The organism is Polaribacter sp. Z014 (assembly GCF_023555435.1).
Classification (GTDB): Bacteria; Bacteroidota; Bacteroidia; order Flavobacteriales; family Flavobacteriaceae; genus Polaribacter.
Genome location: NZ_JALCZP010000017.1, coordinates 26024 through 46491, shown reverse-complemented (window position 1 = coordinate 46491; position 20468 = coordinate 26024). Strand labels below are relative to the sequence as shown.

Sequence of the window (20468 nt, the reverse complement as noted above, 5' to 3'; positions counted from 1 at the left end):
TCAAAAGTATACTAATAAAACCATAAAATATTACGGGTTTCCGTAATCGGCTTTATTTGTTTTAATTATTTTCTTAAATCAACCCAAAATCTTTAGCTATAGCCACTAGGTGCGTTGGATTATTGGCATTAAAATGTTCTTTTAAAAATCTTAATCTTTTTTCTATAGCACTCGTACTAGAAGGAGAAATCTCTTTTTCTTTTAACTTTTTACTAATATCTTCCTGAAGTAGTCCTTTAGAGAGTTCTTCAATCAAAAAGACATCGAAAGCTGTAATTTCTACTGCTTGCTTGGACTGTATTGCACTATTTAAACCGGGTGAAATATAAAACTGTTTTGACGTTGAAATTGTATGAATTGCTTTCTTTAATTCTTTTAATCCATTTCTGTTCTTCCAAACATACCCATCTATTTTTAGGTTCTTATATAAATGCTGAATTATATACGGTTTGTCCTCAATAGAAAAAACAATAATTTTTAAATCTAAAAATTCATTGCTAATTTTCTCTATCAATTCTTCTCCAGATTTTAATTCTTGTGGAGTTCCATCATTTTCAAAAGACAAATCAGAAATAATTAAATCGTAAGGCTCATTGTTTAAAGAAGCACTTTTAATTTTAGCATACGCTTCATCACAATAAGAAATAGAATCTATTTCTTGAACTCCAATTTCTTTTAATGCCATTTTAATTCCGTTATTAATAACATCAAAATCTTCTGCAACTAGAACTTTTTTAAACATTTTTATCTTTTAAAATGAAAAGTTACTTTAAAACTTATCACTAATTTAATTTCAAATTTAATTTATCATTTTATAGTTTTTATACGGGTTTCCATATTCTTAACTACTTTTTTAAAAAAAAGTCGACTATTCTAGTGATGGTTGTAAACAATCATTTTTTTCTACGACCAAGTTTTTAGAATTTAAAAATAACACTAATGAGATATTTACAATTTATTCTATTCCTTTCACTCACTTTTAATAGCTGTATTGAAGATGATATTATCGCAGACAACCAAATAGAAATATTAAGTTTTAACAATACAATCACAGAACTTGGTATAAAAAACACACATCTATACAGCACTAAATACACCAATAATATTGGAGAAGTAACAACTCCTAAAATTAATTGGGATAGCAGCAATTCTAACATTATATCTGTTTCTAACGCTGGATTACTTACAGCACTATCCATTGGAGAATCTGTAATTACAGCTTCTGTAACAAACGAAAATGGAAGTATTATTACAAACGAAAACAATATAGAAGTTATAGCTGTTGATAAAAAACTAACAATAGATAATGTTATTGAAGAAATAATTATTTCTAACACACACCAATACACTGCATCTTTTACAAATGAACTTGGAGAGATCGAAGATTTAAAAACGTCATGGAATAGCTCTAACCCCTCTATTATTACAGTTTCTAACGAGGGCTTAATTACTGCGCTTAGTGAAGGTTCAGCAACCGTTACAGCAAGTATTACAACAGCAAACGGAGAAATAATTAACACAGAAGATACCGTAACGGTAGTAAATATAAACGAACGTATAAGTATTAACAACCCAATAGAAGAGTTAAACATTAACAATACTCATCAGTATACCACAACATACACAAACAGTAGTGGAGAAACAGAGAACACTACTATTACTTGGCAAAGTTCTAACACAAACGTAATAACTGTTACTAATACGGGGTTAATAACTGCAATTGCACCGGGAGAAGCTGTTATTACTGCAACAGTAAGTTCTTCTAATAATACGCTTACAATACAAGATACAGTAACCGTTATTGGCAATACAACTCAAGAAAAAACAGGAACGTTAAAAACATCTAGCAGTTATGAACTTAAAGGAGGTTTTACTTTAAAAGAAATACCAAATACTAATGATTTAGAATTAACAATTGATGAAAACTACAAAGCATCAGACAGACTACCTGGTTTATATTTATACTTTACCAATAATATTAATACAGTAGCAAATGCTAAAGAAATAGAAAAAGTTACTGTTTTTAAAGGAGCCCATACATACATTATAAAAAATACAGGTATTAATGATTTTTCGCATTTATTATATTGGTGTAAACCCTTTGGTGTAGATGTAGGAAATGGAGAAATTAAATAAAGGAAATATGAAAAAGCATATAATTACATTACTTTTAATAGTATTAGCAAGTAACATTGGTTTTGCGCAATGGACTAAAGGAAAAGGAAAGGGATATTACAAACTTGCAGGTTGGCAATTACAGTATGATGAGCATTATACAGATACAGGAGCAAAAGACCCTAATAGAACTAGAACTTTATTTAACACTAGTTTGTATGCAGAATATGGGGTAGGTAATAAGTTTGATGTTATTGCATACGTACCGTTCTTTGCTAGCTCTTCTCAAAACAATCAAATTTCAGGAACCACAGGAGAAACTATTAGCCAAGGAGAAACTGTCAATTCATTTGGAGATGTCGATTTAGGTTTTAGATATGGTTTATACAAAAAAGGAAATTGGGCTGCTGATATAAAACTAATATTAGGCTTACCAACAGGTGATAATAATGGTGGTAGCGATGGTAGTTTTCAAAACGGAGATGGAGAGTTTAATCAGATTATATCATCATCTCTAGGTTATTCTACATCTTATAAAGACAAACCTGTTTATTTAAAATTTTATTTAGGGTACAACAATAGAAGTGAAGGTTTTTCTGATGAATTTAGAACTGGCTTAGAAGCAGGAATCAATTTAATAAACAATAAGCTTTGGCTTATTACAAGATTAAATGTTGTAAAATCTTTTAAAAACGGGTCGTTAAATGCTACCAATAGTAATGGAAGTATTTTTGCAAACGATATAGAATACAGTAGTTTTGGTTTTGAAACGGCTTACTATATTACTAAAAAACTAGGCGTTTCACTTGGCTTCGATTCTGCTTTTTCTGGTAGAATAATAGCCGCTAGCCCTTCTTTCTCTGGAGGAATATTCTTAGACATAAAATAATTCTACATCATTTTAAGGAAATTAAGGAAAACCAAAATATCTATTTATTTTGGTTTTCCTTTTTTTAAAATAGATGCTCTATTAACACAATTATCATTGAGTAAGATAAAATTAAAAACTTTCACACTTAAATTATTTCTACCTTAAATAGGTATAATGACAATGTAATGGTTTCTTTATTCTAGTTAGAAGTATTTCAATATTTGAGCTGTTCCTAATCCTAATTCATGTGAATACCCATTGTTCTTCAACGCTGATTCAATGGCTCCAACCGTTGCGAGTAAATCATTCTTGTTTACCGACCCCATGTGTCCAATTCTAAAATAACTATTTTTTAATTGAGGCAAAAGACCTCCAGCCAGTATAACTCCTTCTTGATTTACGGCCTTTAAAAAAGAGGCTGTGTCCATTTGGTTTGGATATAAAGGCGCTGATAAGGTATTTGCAGAAACTTGTTCGTTTTTTGATAATAAGTCTAAGCCTAAAGCTTTGATTGCAGCTCGCATGGCTTTTCCTGCTCTTCTGTGTCGGTCGAAACGACTGTCTAAACCTTCCTTTAAAATGAGTTGTAAACTTTTTTCTAGAGCAATTACAAGATTAACGGCAGGTGTTCCAAAATATGAGGCTTGTCTATTTTCATAAGCTTTCATTATTGGTAACCAATTAGTCCAATCTCCATAGTAATTAGCAACAGGACTTGTTCGTTGTTCAAATGTTTGCATCGCATTTTTAGAAGCAACTAAAAGAGCAAGTCCTGGAGGAACTCCTATTGCTTTTTGAGAAGCTGTAAGTACAACATCAATTCCCCAATCTTCTTGTTTAATTTCTTCGCCCGCAACAGAGCAAACACCGTCAAGAATGGTTAATACGTTGTACTTTTTACCTAAAGCACCAATACTTTTAGCATCATTTAAAACAGCTGTTGATGTGTCAACGTGTGTAAAGGTTAAAAGTTTATAGCTTTTAGATTTTAGTTGTTGTTCTATAAGCTCTAAGGGTACAATGTTACCTACTTCAGCTTCAAGAATATCTACTTGAGCTCCATATCGTTTTAAGATTTCGGCATAACGTAAACCAAAGTAGCCTGTAGATATTACAAGTGCTTTATCACCGGTTTCTATTAGGTTTACAGCAGCCATATCCATAGCAAGCGTACCTGTTCCTGCCACTATAAATGCCTGACCAGATGGGCATTTCCAAACCTCTTTCATTAGTTTTAAACTATTGGCAAAGAGGTCTATAAAACCCGGGGAAACATGGCTAGGAGTTGGTACTGCCATACATTGCATAACTTCACTTTCAAATTCTATTGGACCAGGTATCATTAATAATTTTCTCGATTTCATCTATTGCGTTTTATAGTTTCCCAACTGTTTTATTCTGTTTTTTAACGATTTATAATCACTGAAATACTAGTAATCTACTGAGGCAGTAATTTGTCTATATTTATTACCGATTTTCTTTTCTATACTTCTAAAACTTATACAAGTTTAAACCGGTGTCCTCATCAGAATAACGATTAACGGTTCCTTCAAAACTTTCTATAACAAATTCTCCAGCTCCATTAATTTTAGCTGTAAGTAAGTGTCCTGCTAATGCTGTGTAATCACTTCGTCCAAGTGTTACATGCATGTGTATGTAATGCTTATCATTTTGTTGAGATATATTACCTGTTATGTTGGTAATTTCCATTTGTTCGGTGAAAGTTTTATCTACAAATTTTTTAGTAGCTGGATCCAAAATTCTTAATGTAGCTTCATTTACAGCTCCAAGACCAGAAATTGTTCCTGCTTTTATATCTAGCTTTTTCACAAATGCAGTGATTGCTTTTGTAATTTCAGAATGGTTTTGAATACTTACAACATACGTGTTACCAAACTGCTTGTAAGTGTAAAGTTTAGAGTTTGATTGTGAGTTTGCTAAAAAAGATACTGTAAGACAGAATACTATTAAAATTGAACGTTTCATTTTGTATAAAATTTTAAATTATAAAACTAATAAGACTCTCTTATTATATCTATTGTTAAACTATCAGCCTTATTCCCTAGTTCGGTCTTTAATAATAAAAAATGTTCTGTTTGGTTATGAAAGTCAATCGCTTCCTGTGATTTCCATTCTTCCAAAATTATAACCTTTGAGCTGTTATTAATATCTTCATGTAATATATAGGAGATATTACCTTCCTCTTTCCGTGTTGCATCAGTTACGGTTTGCAACATATTTAAAACATCTTCCTTAAATCCGGGTTTTACAATAATTGTAGCTATAATTTTTAATTTGCTCATAATAAATAGTAGTAAAATTAATTTTTAAAATATACTTTCTTTTTTGATACTAGACCATTGGCCTAAAATTAAATAAGTCGTATTTAATCGTTTAACTTTTTTATTTTATATAAAAACCGGTAGCGATTAGTGAAAGAAGCGTTTTATTACGTTTTGCATAGTGTTAGAAAATCGTTTTAGTTTTCCTTTTTTTATTTGTCCCTTTTCATTCGCTTTTAAAAACTCACCTGTTTCAACGTTCAAACAAGTCAACCACATGCCACCGTGTGCGAAAGTATCAATACAAATAGTATGACCAAAATCGGCTATTTCTCCATTTTTACGAGCAGTATGTCCGCAAATTACAGTTTTTCCTAGATTATAAATTACAGGGGTTTCATATTTCTTATGAAATAAATGATGCTCATTCTGTACGTCTAGATGCTTATTGCTTTCAAGGCCCGCATGAACGAAAATGAACTCTTCTATTTCCAAATATGGCAAGCAAGAATCGATAAAGTCCCAATACTTTTTATCTACGTGGTTCATCCAGTTTAGGTTATCTGCCATTTTATACGAATATAAAGTATGGAAGCCTCCATAATTTTGGACCCATTCAGCATATTTTTGTGGTGAAGATTTGGCAGCTGTCATCATTATTTCATGATTACCAAGTATAAATTCAAAGTCGAATACTTTTCTTTTTTCTAATAACCAATCCAGTACTCCCTTACTGTCAGCTCCTTTATCAACATAGTCGCCCAGAAAAACTACTTTATCTTGCTCTTTAATTATGCCTTGTTGAAAAATGGTTTTTAAAGCATTTAGACAACCATGTATGTCTCCAATTGCGTAAATAGCCATAGTTATTTGTTGTTTTATTAAAGTCCTAAGTCCATATGTTTGTTTGTGAAATCTTAGTTTTTTTTATGTCTTATTTCCGACTTAAAAATAGATCTTATATAACTATTTACGACTATCAAAAACATAGTAAGTTACTTTTGATGTATTCTTCAACTTATCTTCTAACAGGAGATATAAATCTTACATAGGATAAATTTCTATTTTAAAAGATTTCCTAACTTTCGGTACTAGTTGTTTGTATCGTATCTAATTCCACTAATTTAATTTTTGAATTAGCAAAACTAATGTTGTTTCAAGCCAAACTATTTGACCTAAGTCAATAAATTGATATAGACTGTAATTTAATGGAGAACTAACATGTTTTAATATCGAAAATTGCAACTGTTGTTGCTAACTGGTTAGTAGATGAAAAGTAGACGATTTCGAGTAATCACAAAGTTTGAGATAAGCCAAAAACCTTAAATTTACTGCTGTTTCACCTATTTTTCATCTGCATTTAAAATTGAACGTTTCATTTTGTATAGAATTATAAAATTAATAAAACACTCTTATTATATCTATCGTTAAACTATCAGCCTTTTTCCCTAGTTGGGTCTTTAATATTAAAAAATGAGCTGTTTGGTTATTAATGTCGATCGCTTACTGAGCTTGCCATTCTTCCAAAATCACAACCTTTGAGCTGATGTTAATATCTTCATGTAATATATACGAGATATTACCTTCCTCTTTTCGTTTCACATCGGTAACGGCTTTCAGCATATTTAAAATATCTTCCTTAAATCCAGGTCACAAATAATTGTAGTTATAATTCTTAATTTTCTAATAGTAAATACCATTAAAATTATTTTTTTCGATATACTTTCCTTTATCTATCTAGACCATTAAAATCAGCTTTTAATTGAGGTTGAACAATTTCCGCTACATTTTTTATCTATTTCATATCATGTAGGGATGTTTGTCAATCAACAAGTTACAACTTCTTAAAACTAATCCCTATAAGGTTCTATTGTTTGTATTGTTCCATCCTCGTTATAATTAATTTCTATAACTTTTACAGAACGTAAATGTGTTACTCCTTTAGATAAACTAGAATCATGATAAAACAAATAATCTTTTCCTTCTACATTACAAACAGAATGATGAGATGTCCAACCTACAACTGGTTCTAAAATTCTACCACCATACGTAAATGGCCCATAAGGACTATCACTTATTCCATAACAAATAAAATGCGTATCGCCTGTAGAGTATGAGAAATAATATTTTCCGTTATGTTTATGTAACCATGCAGCTTCAAAAAATCGTCTATCAATATCACTTGCTACTAATAAATCTCCATTTTCATCAACAATTTCAATTTCTTTTGGCTTTTCATCAAACTCTAATAAATCATCCGTCATTTTTGCAATATATGGCAATAATGCAGGCTCATCTCCTTCAGGAAGAAACGCTGTAGGACTTTCTGGTTGGGCTGCATTAAACTCGCCCGTTCTCCAACGTTGCAATTGTCCACCCCAAAGACCTCCAAAGTACATAAAGCAACTTCCATCATCATCTTTAAAAACAGCTGGATCTATAGAAAAACTACCTTTAATTGCTTCTGGTTCTGCTTTAAACGGACCTGTTGGTGAGGTGCTTGTAGCCACCCCAATTCTAAAAATATCATCATGTGCTTTTGCTGGAAAAAACAAATAGTAAGTCCCATCTTTTTCATTTGCATCTGGCGCCCACATTTGTTGTTTTGCCCATGGCACATCTTTTACATGCAAAGCCAAACCATTATCTACAGCCTTACTATCTATACTATCCATAGATAATACATGATAATCTTCCATAGCAAAATGGCTACCTAAATCGTCAAAAGCTTCTCCTGCATCAATATCATGAGATGGATATATATATATCTTACCATCAAAGACATGTGCAGATGGATCTGCGGTATAAATGTGAGAAACTAATGGTTGCGAAATGGCTTTTTTATTTAATTCATCAAAATTGATGTGTTCTATACTTTTTTCTGGCATGGTATTCTTATTTAAATTGCTCTTCTTTCTTTTAACTCTTTTTCTATTTTTAATTCCATTTTTTTATCAATTTCATAAAAATATAATAGTCCTACTCCTATTAAAAATGGAACTGCAGCATACACACTAATTAATAACTTTGTACCATTAATGGCTGCTTCACTTTGTATTTCTAAATGAGAATCATATCCATAGCCTCCTAAAATTGATGAAACTAAAGCACTACCAATACTAATACCTCCTTTTAAACCAACCATCATTGCAGAAAAAATAATAGCAGTGGCTCTTCTGTTTGTTTTCCATTCAGAATAATCAGCTACATCGGCAATCATCGTCCAAAGAATTGGAGTACCAATTCCGTAAAAAAACATGTGTAAAATCTGAGTACCAAATATGAGTCCTATAGATTCTGGTTGATAAAAATAAAAAGCAATGATAAATAAGGTTGAAATAAAGAGCGAAATACCTAAAACATTTCGTTTTCCATATTTATCTGCCAAACGTTTAGAAAGAACGATTCCTATTAACCCAACTAAAATTCCAATTCCGTTAAACACTCCTAAACCAAAAGAGGTTTCATTTTCAAATGTGGGTAATATTGATTTATATGGATCTAAAAACACTCTTAGTTTATCTTCATTTACAAAGTTTTCGAAATAATAAACATAAGAACCCCCTTTCATTGCTAATGTGATAAATATTAGAGTGGTAAGCACCAACATAATTACCCAAGGTTTATTTTTAAACAAATCTGATAAATCTTCTTTTAAACTAGATTTTTGTTCTGGCTTAGGTATTACTCTTTCTTTTGTTGTAAAAAATGTAATCATTAACATTATGGTTCCGATAATTGCCAAATAGGTCATTACAGTTTCCATACCTGCTGCTTTGTTACCATCACCTGCTTTTAAAATTAAATCGTACATAAAAACTTGTACAAAAAACTGTGCTCCTAAAACTCCCACAAATCGATATGCAGATAAGCTATTACGCTCTTTCATATCTCCTGTAATAACACCACTTAAAGCAGCATACGGTAAATTATTTGCTGAGTATAATAAGAGCAATAAAGAATAGGTAATTACAGCATAAATAACCTTTCCTTGATACTCAAAATCTGGCGTAGAAAAAGCTAATAATGCAGCTAGCCCTAGAGGTATTGCAGTCCATAAAATCCAGGGTCTAAATTTACCCATTTTAGTATTTGTTCTATCTGCCAAAGCACCCACTATTGGGTTAAAACCAAACGCAGCTATAAGACCAACGGTTAAGGTTACTAATGCGGCATCTTCTGGCTTTAAGCCATAAATATCTGTATAAAAATAAGAGAGATAGGTTACTAAAGTTTGAAAAACTAAATTGGCTGCTAAATCTCCAAGAGCATAACCTACTTTTTCTTTTACTGATAATTTGTGTGAAATAGTTGTCATTTTTAGGAGGTATTAGTTTGCCTTATTTTTAAGTGCAATTACATTATTGTATACTTCTTTTGGTTTATCATCTCTTCCAAAAAGTAAAGGATAATTTGTTCGTCCTTTTATTGGCCAATCATTTAACCAAGATTGCCCATCGTTAACTCCCCAAAAAGTTACACGACTAATTTTATCTTTGTGTTTTAAGAAAAGATTAAAAATATCTTCATACCGTTTTGCTATTTTTAGTTTAATGTCTTCTGTTAATCCATTTGGATAAGGATTCATTTTAGGATCATTTTCATAGCTTTCATAGCTTTGCTCTACAGCAGCTCCATCCAGTTCCCAAGGATTTGGCAGAACGGTAATGTCTAATTCTGTAAACATAACTTTTACTCCTAATTCTGAATACGCAATTATACTATTTTCAATATCTTCTAAAGATGGCCCCTCTAAACTCCAATGTGCTTGCATACCAACACCATCAATTCTAATACCTTTTGCTTGTAAATTTTTTACAATTCTAATAACTCCTTCTCTTTTTGCTGGTTTCCAAAGATTGTAATCGTTGTAAACTAGATCTGCATCTGGTGCTGCTTTTTCAGCAAGTTTAAAGGCCAATTCTAAATAACTTTCATCGCCAAAAATTTTATAAAACATAGATTCTCTTGGAGACCCATCTTCATTTAAAGCTTCATTTACAACATCCCAAGAATCGATTTTTCCTTTATATCTACCTGCAATGGTATTAATGTGTTTTGTAATGTTATTTACTAAAGTATCCTTATTTGTAATTTCATGAACCCAAGGTGCCAATTGACTATGCCAAAGCAAGGTATGCCCTACAACATGCATTTTATTTTTATTACCAAAAGCAACATAAGCATCTGATACCTCAAAATTATAAATGTCTTTTTTAGGGTGAATTTGTTCCCATTTTAAATCGTTCTCTGGAGAAATCGCATTAAACTCTCTAGTTATTAAAGCTGTTTGCTCCGCATTTACTTCTTTAATCTGCCCTGTATTAAGTGCCGTACCTATTAAAAAGTCTTCTTTAAAACTATCTTTCAAAGAAGTTTTGTTTTGAGGTGTTTCTTTAACAGCTTCTTTTTTTGTCTCTTTACAGCTTAAAAAGCAAATTGATAATAAGAGTAAAGTTGTATTTATTTTATTAAACATATCTATATTGTATTTATTTGTAAATCTCTATGAATATCACTTACTGCTATTAAGTGAGTTTTTTTTTATATAAACCGACCAATAGGTAGTTTAAAAAAATAGCCCTTAATATTGGTTTAAAATTAACTGTAATATGTAGATTGCTGTAAAACAAATACTGCTTTTAGTAGAACAATTCTTGCATTATAAGAATTTAATTCTATTTTAAAAGTGTTACTAAATTCTAGCAATCACTTATAAACACTAAACTTATAAATAGTTCTTGAAAAATATTTTTCTCCAGATAGTAATAAGGTTGATGGAAAATTGGTTTGATTAGGACTATTTGGAAAATGTTGCGTTTCTAAACAAAACGCGGCTCTTTTTTGATATAAAACATCGTTTTTGCCTTCTAAGTTATTTAGATGATTTCCTGAATAAAATTGTATGCCAGGTTCAGTAGTAAAAACCTCTAAACTTCTCCCAGAATTTTCATCAATTACTTTTGCTACAAAACCTGTATTCACATCATCTAAAACAAAATTATGGTCAAAACCACTACCTAAATCTATTTGTTTATGTTGTTTATTTAGAGCTTGCTTCAGTGTTTTTAATTTTCTGAAATCGAAAGGAGAATTGGCAACATTTTCTAAAATCCCTACAGGAACCATTTTATCATTTACAGGTAAATAATAATCTGCCTTTATCTGAAATAAATGATTTTCTATTGATTTATTAAAATTACCCGATAAATTAAAATAAGAATGATTTGTTAAGTTTATAACGGTTTTTGCATCTGAAACTGCAAAATATTTTATTTGTAATTCATTTTCATCGGTTAACGTATACTCTACTTTCACTTCTAAATTACCAGGAAATCCTTGATCTAAGTGTTTTGAAAAATGAGTTAATTCTAAAACGGATTCGGATATTTGTTTTGCTTGCCAAACAACTGCATGAAAACCTTTTTCACCTCCATGTAATTGGTTTTCTTCTTCATTTTTCTCTAATAAAAATTCATTATTATCTATACCGAATTTACCATTTGCAATTCTATTACCATATCGACCAATAATAGCTCCAAAAAAATGATCTGGCTTTTCTAAATAATCTTTTGCAGAATCGTAGCCTAAAACAACATCTTCAAATACACCATTTTTATCAGGAACAAATAGATTTACAACTCTACCCCCATAATTGGTTATTTGAGATACAATTCCATTTTTATTTTTTAATGTAAATAATTGAATCCCCTGTTTTTCAAAATCTTTTGAAAAATTATTAGCATCTATTAATTTTATCATTTTAGTTCAGTATTGCTTATTTTTATTTAAAACCCAGTATATGCCTCCAAAAATGTGATTTAAGAAATTTTTGTCTTTATATGATTCTGGTTTATGGCCTAAAGCTGTATAAAAAGATTTTCCTCCTCCATACTCTTGATTCCATGAAATGGGATGTTTCTCTCCCATACCTTTTAACGGAATGTTATCATAACCCTCAGTAAAATCATAAGAAGCTTCATCAACAGTCAATAGAATATTTAGTTTCTCTAAATTTATATTTTTAAAGTTATACCATTCATCACTTCGTAGCCATTTATTTGGCAAATGCCATGTTGCTGGAAAATCATTATTTTCAACTTTTACAATTGCGGCTTGCAATTTTGGATGATTCACAAATTTCGCTCCAACAAGACCATCAAACCAAGAATTATCGTTTTTACCATCTGATGTTCCATGTATACCAACAAAGCCTCCGCCTCTTTTCATAAATACTTTTAAAGCAATCATATGTTTTGTCTTTAAAGAATCAGCATTAGCGTTCATAAATATTACTACATCATGTTTTGGTAATTTCGTTATAAGATCATTTGGTCTTTGTGTCCAATTAAACTTAAATTGATGTTCTTTTGCCATTTCTTCAAAAGCCTGAATAGCAACAGGTATGTTATTGTAATGCCAAGTATCATGTTGGGTATACAATAGAACACTAAACTGGTCTTGCGCATTTGTTTTCATCATTGTCAAGAAACTTATAGTTAATAACAGATATTTAATTGTAAAAGATTTCATCATAAAACGTTTATTTTAATAATACATATATTCCTATGCTAAACCCACAATTGTAATTCTTGGATAGGTGTAATCTTCTACTTCTGCAATTAGATATTTTAAACTTGTAGGTATCTAAACAAATAAAATAGCAATACTTGTATCATCTTTATCTGAAATAGTCAAATTTGGAGCGATTTTTAATCACCTCTTTTTCTTAAGTCTAGAATATTAGGAATTTCATCTAAAAAAACTTCCTTGCTATTTTCATTTGCTGATTCATAAATCTTTTCAATGATATACATATCACGTAACCCCATTTCACCAGGAACGATACTTTTAGTATCATTTAAAATATTTAATGCAAAAGCATCAATTTGAAGTGCTTGTTGATTTACGTTTTCAATTTCTATAGGGCCATTTGGGGTTTTACCTTCTAAACCACCATAAGTAAATGAAGGATTTAATTCTATTTCTCCTTTTTCTGTGGATGCAGTTATATAACAATAAAAATCTTCTTCATATGAAGTTTTGCACAAGGCTTTTCCTGATGGAAATGTCATTTCCCATTCTAAACTTCCTTCAATATTTTGTTTGTTAAAAAAGGTAATGTCTTTAGTTGTGTCTTTTGCCCATAAAGATGTTGGTAATTCACCAAACATATAGATCGCAGATTGTAATACATAAATTCCTAAATCCATTAAAGGTCCTCCACCAGATAAAGATTTTTGCAATCTCCATTTTTTAGGATTTTTTAAAGTAAACGCAAAACCAGCTTCAGTATTCATTTTGCCAAAAACTTTATTTTGCCCAAGTTCCATCAAATAGCCATTAATAGGATCGAAATGTAATCTGTAACCTATAGATAGTTTTACATTTTCTTTTTTACAACTAGCGATCATTCTTTGACAATCTTCCACAGAAGTTGCCATCGGTTTTTCACAAATAACATGTTTACCTGCCTTTGCTGCTCTAATAGTAAATTCTGCATGCATACTATTTGGTAAGACAATATATACGATATCTATAGCATCATTATTTACAATTTCATCAAAATTAGTATAGTTGTAAATATTTTCTTTTTTGATGTTGTATTTTTTTGCCCAAACACCTTCTTTTTCTTTGGTACCAGTAACAATTGCAGACAGATAAGAGTGCTTTGTTTCTAATAAAGCTGGTGCTAATTGTGTTGTGGAATAAGAACCCAAGCCAACTAAAGCTATGCCTAATTTTTTAGTTTTATCAGAAGTTGTACAACCTTGTAACATTTGCATTTGCAATGCAAATAGTGTTATACCTGTAGACCCCGCTAAAAGTTGTTTAATAAAAGATTTTCTTTCCAATATTTTAAGGTGTTTTATTTTTGTCAAACTTTAAAAAATTAAATTTATTATTTGACAGATTAAAATTTAGTAATTTCAATTTTAAAATTAATTATAATCGCTAAAATACTGTAAGACAAATAGTGCTTTGAGTAAAACAATTATTGCATTCGTTTTGTTATTTGAACAACTGAAAAAAAAATTCTTTAGCAAATGATTAAATACTACATAAAATTTATAAATACTTGGTAGCACTATAATTTTGCTCAAGTAATGACTTTATAGAAGAGGATTTGATTTTTATCTACTTTATAAAAACCTTTATAATCAAAGTTAATGGGTTTATTTTACAGTTTCTAAAATAGCTTTTCTAACAAGTTTAGTTTGTAAATTTCTATTATATAAAAGAGGATAATTTGTTCTGTTTGTTATTGGGTAACCATTTTTACAAGATATGCCATCATACACACCTCAAAAAGTTACTCTGTCTATTTTATGTTTGTTCTTTAAGAAAATCTCCAATAATTCCTTGTATCTATTTGCCAATTGTTTTTCTACATCTTGTGGCAAACCTTTTTTATAAGGGTCAAAAAAGGTTTCAAATTCTTCTAATTAAAATTGAGATTCCATCATACTTCTGCCAATAATTTGCCCTTCTTTTGTAAGCAATAATACATCGTTTAGTATAAGAACAGTAGCGGATTAAAACGCATTAGCTTTCGGATCGAAATATACTTAAAAAAAAGAAAAACGGTTAGAGTTAAAACCTAAACCACTAGTGCTTTGATACATCGTTGGATGCCGTTTTTCATTCCAATTCTTTTACCTTCTTTTGAGAAATAATAGGTTTGCCCTTTAATGCCTGAACTAAAGTTGATGTTGCAAGAAGTCCATAAAGTAATGAAATAACTATTGTTGCTTTTGTGTTTTTAAAAATGTAAAAAGAAAGTAATGGTAGTACTTGTAAAGCGTGCATACCAATAAAGTGAGAGACTCTTAAATCTCCTACAATTTTACTCCAACCTAGAATCCACCAATTCGAATTATCATTGATAGCTCCAACACTGTGGTTCATACGAGCCCCCATTAAACCTCCTTCAAATGAAAAAATAACAAAAATAAAGATTCCCAAACGAATTGACCAAACGTAATAACTCGGTAAATTTGGAAAAGACTGTGTGAAAAATAACAAGCCAATATAAGCAATATATAGTGTAACAACTACTGCTATTAAACCCATTAACGAATATAGAAGTGAATACGTTGGTGTGCTAATATTGAAATGAGATAATTGTCCTTTTGATGCTTGAAAAATAATATATAAAAGTTCAAAACCGAACAACGTAATTACTGTCCAATTAAAAGGTGTTCCATTAAAATCTGAAAGATAATGGCAGTACCAAGCCATAGTCCAAGAATATAAGCCTATTGATACAGCAAATTTGAAAGGCTTGACCCAGGCATTTACCCCGTGAATCTGTGTCGATGTTGTTTTGGTAAGAACCATACAAATTATGGAAAGAATTAAACATAACAGGCCAAAATAAAATAAGTACTCGTTACGAAGTTTCAATTCTTTTATAAAGCTGATAATTCCTTCAATCATAGTTCTATTTTTTATTCAACCTTGTATTTTGGAACAAAATAATTTAAACAATACAACATTGCACCATAAGTGAAAATCAAGGTAGGCATATTGGTGTTAAATCCTAAATTAAATTTAGGAATACTTAGAAGCTCTCTAAAAGAACGTGTTGCAATTAGTGACATAAAAACAATTCCATAAGCGAAAACAGAAATAATGGCTACTTTATTTTTAGTAGTTCGCATAATTCCTTTTTTCACCTCTCCTATAAAGAAATACCAAAGTGCTCCAATCATGAATATTACTTCTATGAAAATGGCTAAATATACGTTGGAAGCGTACAGACCAAGACCAGCTTCCATTGTACCCGCCCCAAACAGATGATGCATATGACCAGAAAAGAAATCTAATACAAAGTGTATAAAGACTAAAGCCATACTTACTAATCCTATTTTCGTGCTTTTAAATAATAATTTTCCAATTACAAATGCAATAGCTAACCAGAATAATAAAGGCGCTAAATCATGACTATATAACATATCAACTGCCATATTACTTAAAGTGGCATCAAAGGCATCACTTGGGTCAGTACGTTCAAGTCCTAAATAATGAAAAGTAAACCACAATAAATCCTGTAATTGTGATATGATTAAAAAATAAAGTAATGTTCCTTTTGGGAATTTTTGTTTCGCTATTAATGCTGTAGTAAAATGACCTGCTAACATAATTTTTGTATTTTTGCTTTCAATTCGATAGCAAAAGTAATAATTACTATCGAATTAATAGTAATAATTAATTAAAGATGATAAAAGAATTTCGCTCTGGCTGTCCAATCTCTTCTGCATTAGATGTTGTAGGTGATAAATGGTCTTTGTTAATTATCCGAGATATGTTAATTAAACATAAAAAAACATTCAAAGAAATATCTGATTCAGACGAAAGGATTGCTCCAAGTATTTTGTCTGCACGATTAAAGTTATTGGAATCTTATAAATTAATATCCAAGACAAAAATACCTGAAAATAAAAAAGAGAATATTTATTTGTTAACCGAAAAAGGAATTCGATTAACTCCAATAATCGTTGAATTCAGTTTGTGGGGCGATACTAATATGCGAGAATTTAATAAAATAAACGATATAGAGGGTTTGAATTCAGATAAGTCTTATGTTATTCAATCTGTTCAAGATAGTTATAATTCTATGTTGCTTAATTTCTAATAATGTTGCTCTCAAATGGAATACAAATAGCGATTATTTTTATGAATTTGTAAGTTTAAAAGATAAATGCAACATCATATTACATGCTTTGTCATCTACCCTTATCAATACTTATATTTCGTATTTGTAATTAAATATAAAGATAACTTGCCTAATTATGTAAAAGATAAGTTATCTTTTTACCGGTATTTAGAATGATTACGATATCAATTAATCCAATTTAATACTGTTTCCAAAATAGCTTCTCTGGCCAATTTAGGTTGTATATTTCTATCATACAAAAGAGGATAATTTGTTCTATTTGGTATAGGATAGTCATTCTTCCAAGACATTCCATCATGAACACCCCAAAAAGTTACTCTGTCTATTTTATCTTTATTTTTTAAGAAAATCTCAAATATTTCTTTATATCTATTTGCCAATTGTTTTTCCACATCTTCTGGCAAACCGTTTTTATAAGGATCAAAAAAAGTTTTAAATTCTTCCAATTGAAATTGAGGTTCCATCATACTTTTTCCAATAATTTGCCCTTCTTTTGTTAAAGGCAAAACATCAACATCTAACTCCGTAATCATTACTTTTATCCCAAGTGCAGAATATGCATCAATAGCTTGCTGAATGTATTCGTTTTTAGGGAAATTAAGACCCCAGTGTGCTTGAATACCAACTCCATCTATACGAATTCCTTCTTTTTGAAGCATTTTTACCATGCGTACTATACCCTCTCTCTTTTCTGGTCGCCAAGCATTAAAATCATTATAATACAGTTCTGTATCTGGTGCATATTCACTTGCATATTTAAAGGCTAGTTTTACCATTTCATCACCGTCACCAATACTATTTACCCATATTGTTGGTCTGTATGAACCATCATTATCCATAACCTCATTTACCACATCCCAAGCTTGTACTTTTCCTGCATATCTACCTGCAACTGTTTTAATGTAGGTTCGTAACTGCTCCTTTTGCTCTTTAGGAGTATTAGCCTCTCCTTTTTTATTGGTAAAAAACCAAGCAGGTGTTTGGTTATGCCATATTAAAGTGTGTCCAACAATAAACATGTTATTTTCTTTTCCAAAAGCAACAAATTCATCTGCAGCTTTAAAATTATAAACTCCAGGAGCTGGATTTACAGATTCTGCTTTCATACAATTTTCTGGTGTAATTGTATTGAACTCCTTTTTTACAATTTGGTTTAAAACATTCTCTTTTCCAGAAACAATATCATCGTTTATTGCACTACCTAATAAAAAACGTTTTTCAAAAGCGTGTTTTAGTGCCATATCCTCGTTAGATTTAGATACAGATAAATTATTACTAGTTTCTTTTGGTGTTTTATCATTATTACATGCAGTAATTGCAAGCATTAAAATACCAATTAGCATAAAAGTGAATTTTGTTTTTTTCATAAAATTTGATTTCTAAACTATCTTAATTCGCATATCGAACACCTTGTACATTCATCTCTAAAGTATACACTGAACTCATCGCTGTTATAAAAAGTTTTTTTTGATTTTTCCCACCAAAAGTTACATTCGCAGTCCAACCCTGCGGCACTGCAATTTGTTGAATTTTTTCACCATCAACATTAAAAACTGTAACACCATCAGTTCCTGTTAAATAAATATTTCCCTTATTATCTATCGTCATTCCATCAGATCCCATAGTTGTAAATAATTTTCTATTCGTTAAATTTCCGTTTTCTTGCACATCAAAAACAAAGGTTTTATTGTCTGCTTGGTCTGCTACATACAATTTTCTACCATCTTTAGAACCAATAAGACCATTGGGCTGTACGTAATTATCATTAGATACAATAATAGGTTTATCTGTATTTGGGGCTAAATAATAGACTCTATTTTCTTTTTGTTGTGGCTTTTTATGAGACCACCAATCACGTTGATAATAAGGGTCTGTAAAATAAATACCTCCTGTAGCATTAACCCAAAGATCATTTGGGCCGTTAAGTTTTTTATGCTCATAGTTATCTACAAGTACAGTTACCTCTTTATTTGGTTTAATACGCCATAATTCGTTTTTTTTATCTGCGGCAGACAATAGGTTACCATTATTATCAAAATAAAGCCCATTTGAACGACCTGAGGGTTTCATATACTCAGATACTAAATTGGTTTTTGCATCCCATTTTAAAATTCTGTCATTGGGTTGGTCGGTAAAAAAAACATTCCCTTCTTTATCTGTTGCTGGCCCTTCCGTAAATTCAAAATCATTTGAAATTAAGACCAATTCTGCACCATCGCCTATAATTTGATTGCTCTTTTTGTTTTGAGCATTACATGAGGTGCATAATACTATAAAGAAAATGATATGTTTAAAACCTAAAAAGGTTTTAAACAATTTTATATTTATTTTCATTTAAATAATTTTTACTCCCTTGTATAGTTTAAGAATTTATTAATTTTAAACTCACCATCTAAAACAGTTGCTTTAAAAATATATTTACCTGCTTTGGGAATAAAAATACGTGGTGTTATAGTATTTGGGTTATTATTTTCGAACGCACAATCGGCAGGACCTTTTACTTGCTTCCATACTATTTCTGGGCTAATATCATCTTTATCCTCGTCAGTAATTACAGCCGTAATTGCAAGACTGTTATCTGTTTTTGAATACGTATAATCGATAGTAATAGTGGGTGGTGTATTTATTGCAGAAACTATAGCATTGCTGTCATTTGCAAAACGTTCCTCATCCTCAATACCTGCTGCCCAAAGTGCAATACGCTGTGCAAATACTCTATTATCGGAATGACTTAAACGGGTACCAGCCCCGGCATTCCAAAACAAATTACGATCAAAAACACCTATTACTCTACCTTTACCTATTTCTGCTATTGCTAAAGCTACATCAGTATTTTCATTAAATTTACCATCATTAGAATTTACAACTAACCTACCGCCTAATCCGCCTTCTTGCGCTTTCGCTAAAATTACTGCCGGTTTAGAAACACGAATAAAACTTACGCCTTCTCCCCTAAAAGCAACGCCTTTATGTTTATTTTTTTTATTAATAAAGTGATCTTGTGTATACTCATTCACCAAATAGTTTCCAGCACCATTATCAGTCAAAAAATACATACCAAATTGCTCCATTAAAGCATTGTCAGAAATTCTCCCTACTTCATTATCCACACCTACAATGCTATACTCACCACCAAATCCACTATCTGACCAAGCAATTACTCCGCCACCTTTTTTCACCCAACGCTTTAAGGCTTTAGCTTCTGCTTTGTTAAAAACTCGCTGATTTGAGCCTAAAATTAAAACATCAATCGACTTTAAAAATTCGGCATTAATTACAATTTCTTGATCGTAAACTTCGTTTACCGTAAACCCAACAGCATCTAATGCTTTTTTAAAACCACTCATTCCTAAAGCTCCTTCATCATTCAAACGCATTTGGTGAAATGGTTTTTTACTTCCCGATGGTAGCGTGCCATCCGCAGCAACATCTCCATATACATAAACAATGTTTTGTGCATCTACAGCAAGAAAACAAATTAAACTTATAGTTAATAATATTATTTTACGTTTCATATATT

The 20468-nt window shown here is 30.8% G+C and carries 20 protein-coding genes; 3 read left to right on the top strand and 17 right to left on the bottom strand.

Annotated elements, in window-relative coordinates:
* Nucleotides 1–73: 73 nt before the first annotated feature.
* Nucleotides 74–742 (bottom strand): response regulator, encoded by a 669-nt coding sequence (locus MPF19_RS15115; RefSeq protein WP_249988942.1) that lies wholly within the window; start codon nucleotides 740–742, stop codon nucleotides 74–76.
* Between the two features lie 197 nt (nucleotides 743–939).
* Here MPF19_RS15115 and MPF19_RS15110 point away from each other — a divergent pair, with 197 nt between their 5' ends.
* Both MPF19_RS15110 and MPF19_RS15105 read left to right on the top strand, forming a co-directional pair.
* Entirely contained in the window at nucleotides 940–2136 is a 1197-nt protein-coding gene (locus MPF19_RS15110; protein ID WP_203394758.1) for an Ig-like domain-containing protein, read from the top strand.
* Between the two features lie 7 nt (nucleotides 2137–2143).
* Nucleotides 2144–3004: a hypothetical protein gene (locus MPF19_RS15105; protein ID WP_249988941.1), complete on the top strand. Its 861-nt coding sequence runs from the start codon at nucleotides 2144–2146 to the stop codon at nucleotides 3002–3004.
* 185 nt (nucleotides 3005–3189) lie between these two features.
* Here MPF19_RS15105 and MPF19_RS15100 read toward each other — a convergent pair whose 3' ends face one another.
* The 13 genes from MPF19_RS15100 to MPF19_RS15045 form a co-directional block, all read right to left on the bottom strand.
* The gene (locus MPF19_RS15100) at nucleotides 3190–4350 is read right to left on the bottom strand and encodes a pyridoxal-phosphate-dependent aminotransferase family protein (RefSeq protein WP_203394760.1); all 1161 of its coding nucleotides are present in this window, start codon (nucleotides 4348–4350) and stop codon (nucleotides 3190–3192) included.
* A 127-nt stretch (nucleotides 4351–4477) separates the two neighbouring features.
* Nucleotides 4478–4972: a PPC domain-containing DNA-binding protein gene (locus MPF19_RS15095; protein ID WP_249988940.1), complete on the bottom strand. Its 495-nt coding sequence runs from the start codon at nucleotides 4970–4972 to the stop codon at nucleotides 4478–4480.
* 26 nt (nucleotides 4973–4998) lie between these two features.
* On the bottom strand, nucleotides 4999–5289 hold the full coding sequence (locus MPF19_RS15090) for a putative quinol monooxygenase (RefSeq protein WP_208890369.1): 291 nt from the start codon (nucleotides 5287–5289) through the stop codon (nucleotides 4999–5001).
* A gap of 126 nt (nucleotides 5290–5415) precedes the next feature.
* On the bottom strand, nucleotides 5416–6132 hold the full coding sequence (locus MPF19_RS15085; protein ID WP_203394763.1) for a metallophosphoesterase family protein: 717 nt from the start codon (nucleotides 6130–6132) through the stop codon (nucleotides 5416–5418).
* Between the two features lie 639 nt (nucleotides 6133–6771).
* Nucleotides 6772–6891: an antibiotic biosynthesis monooxygenase gene (locus MPF19_RS19515; RefSeq protein WP_502925191.1), complete on the bottom strand. Its 120-nt coding sequence runs from the start codon at nucleotides 6889–6891 to the stop codon at nucleotides 6772–6774.
* A 227-nt stretch (nucleotides 6892–7118) separates the two neighbouring features.
* Entirely contained in the window at nucleotides 7119–8156 is a 1038-nt protein-coding gene (locus MPF19_RS15080; protein ID WP_249988938.1) for a glycoside hydrolase family 43 protein, read from the bottom strand.
* A gap of 11 nt (nucleotides 8157–8167) precedes the next feature.
* On the bottom strand, nucleotides 8168–9586 hold the full coding sequence (locus MPF19_RS15075; protein ID WP_203394765.1) for an MFS transporter: 1419 nt from the start codon (nucleotides 9584–9586) through the stop codon (nucleotides 8168–8170).
* A gap of 12 nt (nucleotides 9587–9598) precedes the next feature.
* The gene (locus MPF19_RS15070) at nucleotides 9599–10747 is read right to left on the bottom strand and encodes an endo-1,4-beta-xylanase (protein WP_249988936.1); all 1149 of its coding nucleotides are present in this window, start codon (nucleotides 10745–10747) and stop codon (nucleotides 9599–9601) included.
* A 230-nt stretch (nucleotides 10748–10977) separates the two neighbouring features.
* On the bottom strand, nucleotides 10978–12030 hold the full coding sequence (locus MPF19_RS15065; protein WP_249988935.1) for an aldose epimerase family protein: 1053 nt from the start codon (nucleotides 12028–12030) through the stop codon (nucleotides 10978–10980).
* Between the two features lie 6 nt (nucleotides 12031–12036).
* Entirely contained in the window at nucleotides 12037–12804 is a 768-nt protein-coding gene (locus MPF19_RS15060) for a ThuA domain-containing protein (RefSeq protein ID WP_249988933.1), read from the bottom strand.
* A gap of 176 nt (nucleotides 12805–12980) precedes the next feature.
* Entirely contained in the window at nucleotides 12981–14123 is a 1143-nt protein-coding gene (locus MPF19_RS15055) for a Gfo/Idh/MocA family protein (protein ID WP_249988932.1), read from the bottom strand.
* A gap of 787 nt (nucleotides 14124–14910) precedes the next feature.
* Nucleotides 14911–15510 carry a hypothetical protein gene (locus MPF19_RS15050; RefSeq protein WP_249988930.1) on the bottom strand — a complete coding sequence of 200 codons (600 nt, stop codon included), beginning with the start codon at nucleotides 15508–15510 and terminating at the stop codon, nucleotides 14911–14913.
* 209 nt (nucleotides 15511–15719) lie between these two features.
* Nucleotides 15720–16412 carry a hypothetical protein gene (locus MPF19_RS15045; protein WP_249988928.1) on the bottom strand — a complete coding sequence of 231 codons (693 nt, stop codon included), beginning with the start codon at nucleotides 16410–16412 and terminating at the stop codon, nucleotides 15720–15722.
* A gap of 77 nt (nucleotides 16413–16489) precedes the next feature.
* Between MPF19_RS15045 and MPF19_RS15040 the strand changes: the two genes are divergently transcribed.
* Nucleotides 16490–16906 carry a winged helix-turn-helix transcriptional regulator gene (locus MPF19_RS15040; RefSeq protein ID WP_249988926.1) on the top strand — a complete coding sequence of 139 codons (417 nt, stop codon included), beginning with the start codon at nucleotides 16490–16492 and terminating at the stop codon, nucleotides 16904–16906.
* 206 nt (nucleotides 16907–17112) lie between these two features.
* Here MPF19_RS15040 and MPF19_RS15035 read toward each other — a convergent pair whose 3' ends face one another.
* The 3 genes from MPF19_RS15035 to MPF19_RS15025 are packed head-to-tail and all read right to left on the bottom strand — an operon-like array spanning nucleotide 17113 to nucleotide 20463.
* Nucleotides 17113–18315, bottom strand: a complete 1203-nt coding sequence (locus MPF19_RS15035; protein ID WP_203394771.1) for an endo-1,4-beta-xylanase — start codon at nucleotides 18313–18315, stop codon at nucleotides 17113–17115.
* Nucleotides 18316–18337: 22 nt separating this feature from the next.
* A complete protein-coding gene (locus MPF19_RS15030) occupies nucleotides 18338–19282 on the bottom strand; it encodes an SMP-30/gluconolactonase/LRE family protein (RefSeq protein ID WP_249988925.1) in 945 nt (314 codons plus the stop codon).
* Nucleotides 19283–19293: 11 nt separating this feature from the next.
* Nucleotides 19294–20463: a hypothetical protein gene (locus tag MPF19_RS15025; protein ID WP_249988924.1), complete on the bottom strand. Its 1170-nt coding sequence runs from the start codon at nucleotides 20461–20463 to the stop codon at nucleotides 19294–19296.
* Nucleotides 20464–20468 lie beyond the last annotated feature (5 nt).

What these genes read in the sequence shown, in the direction of transcription:
- MPF19_RS15065 (WP_249988935.1), bottom strand. Translation starts at nt 12,030, where the DNA reads ATGATAAAATTAATAGATGCTAATAATTTTTCAAAAGATTTTGAAAAA.
- MPF19_RS15050 (WP_249988930.1), bottom strand. Translation starts at nt 15,510, where the DNA reads ATGGCTTGGTACTGCCATTATCTTTCAGATTTTAATGGAACACCTTTT.
- MPF19_RS19515 (WP_502925191.1), bottom strand. Translation starts at nt 6,891, where the DNA reads ATGCTGAAAGCCGTTACCGATGTGAAACGAAAAGAGGAAGGTAATATC.
- MPF19_RS15105 (WP_249988941.1), top strand. Translation starts at nt 2,144, where the DNA reads ATGAAAAAGCATATAATTACATTACTTTTAATAGTATTAGCAAGTAAC.
- MPF19_RS15060 (WP_249988933.1), bottom strand. Translation starts at nt 12,804, where the DNA reads ATGATGAAATCTTTTACAATTAAATATCTGTTATTAACTATAAGTTTC.
- MPF19_RS15100 (WP_203394760.1), bottom strand. Translation starts at nt 4,350, where the DNA reads ATGAAATCGAGAAAATTATTAATGATACCTGGTCCAATAGAATTTGAA.
- MPF19_RS15035 (WP_203394771.1), bottom strand. Translation starts at nt 18,315, where the DNA reads ATGAAAAAAACAAAATTCACTTTTATGCTAATTGGTATTTTAATGCTT.
- MPF19_RS15025 (WP_249988924.1), bottom strand. Translation starts at nt 20,463, where the DNA reads ATGAAACGTAAAATAATATTATTAACTATAAGTTTAATTTGTTTTCTT.
- MPF19_RS15095 (WP_249988940.1), bottom strand. Translation starts at nt 4,972, where the DNA reads ATGAAACGTTCAATTTTAATAGTATTCTGTCTTACAGTATCTTTTTTA.
- MPF19_RS15085 (WP_203394763.1), bottom strand. Translation starts at nt 6,132, where the DNA reads ATGGCTATTTACGCAATTGGAGACATACATGGTTGTCTAAATGCTTTA.
- MPF19_RS15030 (WP_249988925.1), bottom strand. Translation starts at nt 19,282, where the DNA reads ATGAAAATAAATATAAAATTGTTTAAAACCTTTTTAGGTTTTAAACAT.
- MPF19_RS15115 (WP_249988942.1), bottom strand. Translation starts at nt 742, where the DNA reads ATGTTTAAAAAAGTTCTAGTTGCAGAAGATTTTGATGTTATTAATAAC.
- MPF19_RS15045 (WP_249988928.1), bottom strand. Translation starts at nt 16,412, where the DNA reads ATGTTAGCAGGTCATTTTACTACAGCATTAATAGCGAAACAAAAATTC.
- MPF19_RS15110 (WP_203394758.1), top strand. Translation starts at nt 940, where the DNA reads ATGAGATATTTACAATTTATTCTATTCCTTTCACTCACTTTTAATAGC.
- MPF19_RS15070 (WP_249988936.1), bottom strand. Translation starts at nt 10,747, where the DNA reads ATGTTTAATAAAATAAATACAACTTTACTCTTATTATCAATTTGCTTT.
- MPF19_RS15075 (WP_203394765.1), bottom strand. Translation starts at nt 9,586, where the DNA reads ATGACAACTATTTCACACAAATTATCAGTAAAAGAAAAAGTAGGTTAT.
- MPF19_RS15080 (WP_249988938.1), bottom strand. Translation starts at nt 8,156, where the DNA reads ATGCCAGAAAAAAGTATAGAACACATCAATTTTGATGAATTAAATAAA.
- MPF19_RS15040 (WP_249988926.1), top strand. Translation starts at nt 16,490, where the DNA reads ATGATAAAAGAATTTCGCTCTGGCTGTCCAATCTCTTCTGCATTAGAT.
- MPF19_RS15090 (WP_208890369.1), bottom strand. Translation starts at nt 5,289, where the DNA reads ATGAGCAAATTAAAAATTATAGCTACAATTATTGTAAAACCCGGATTT.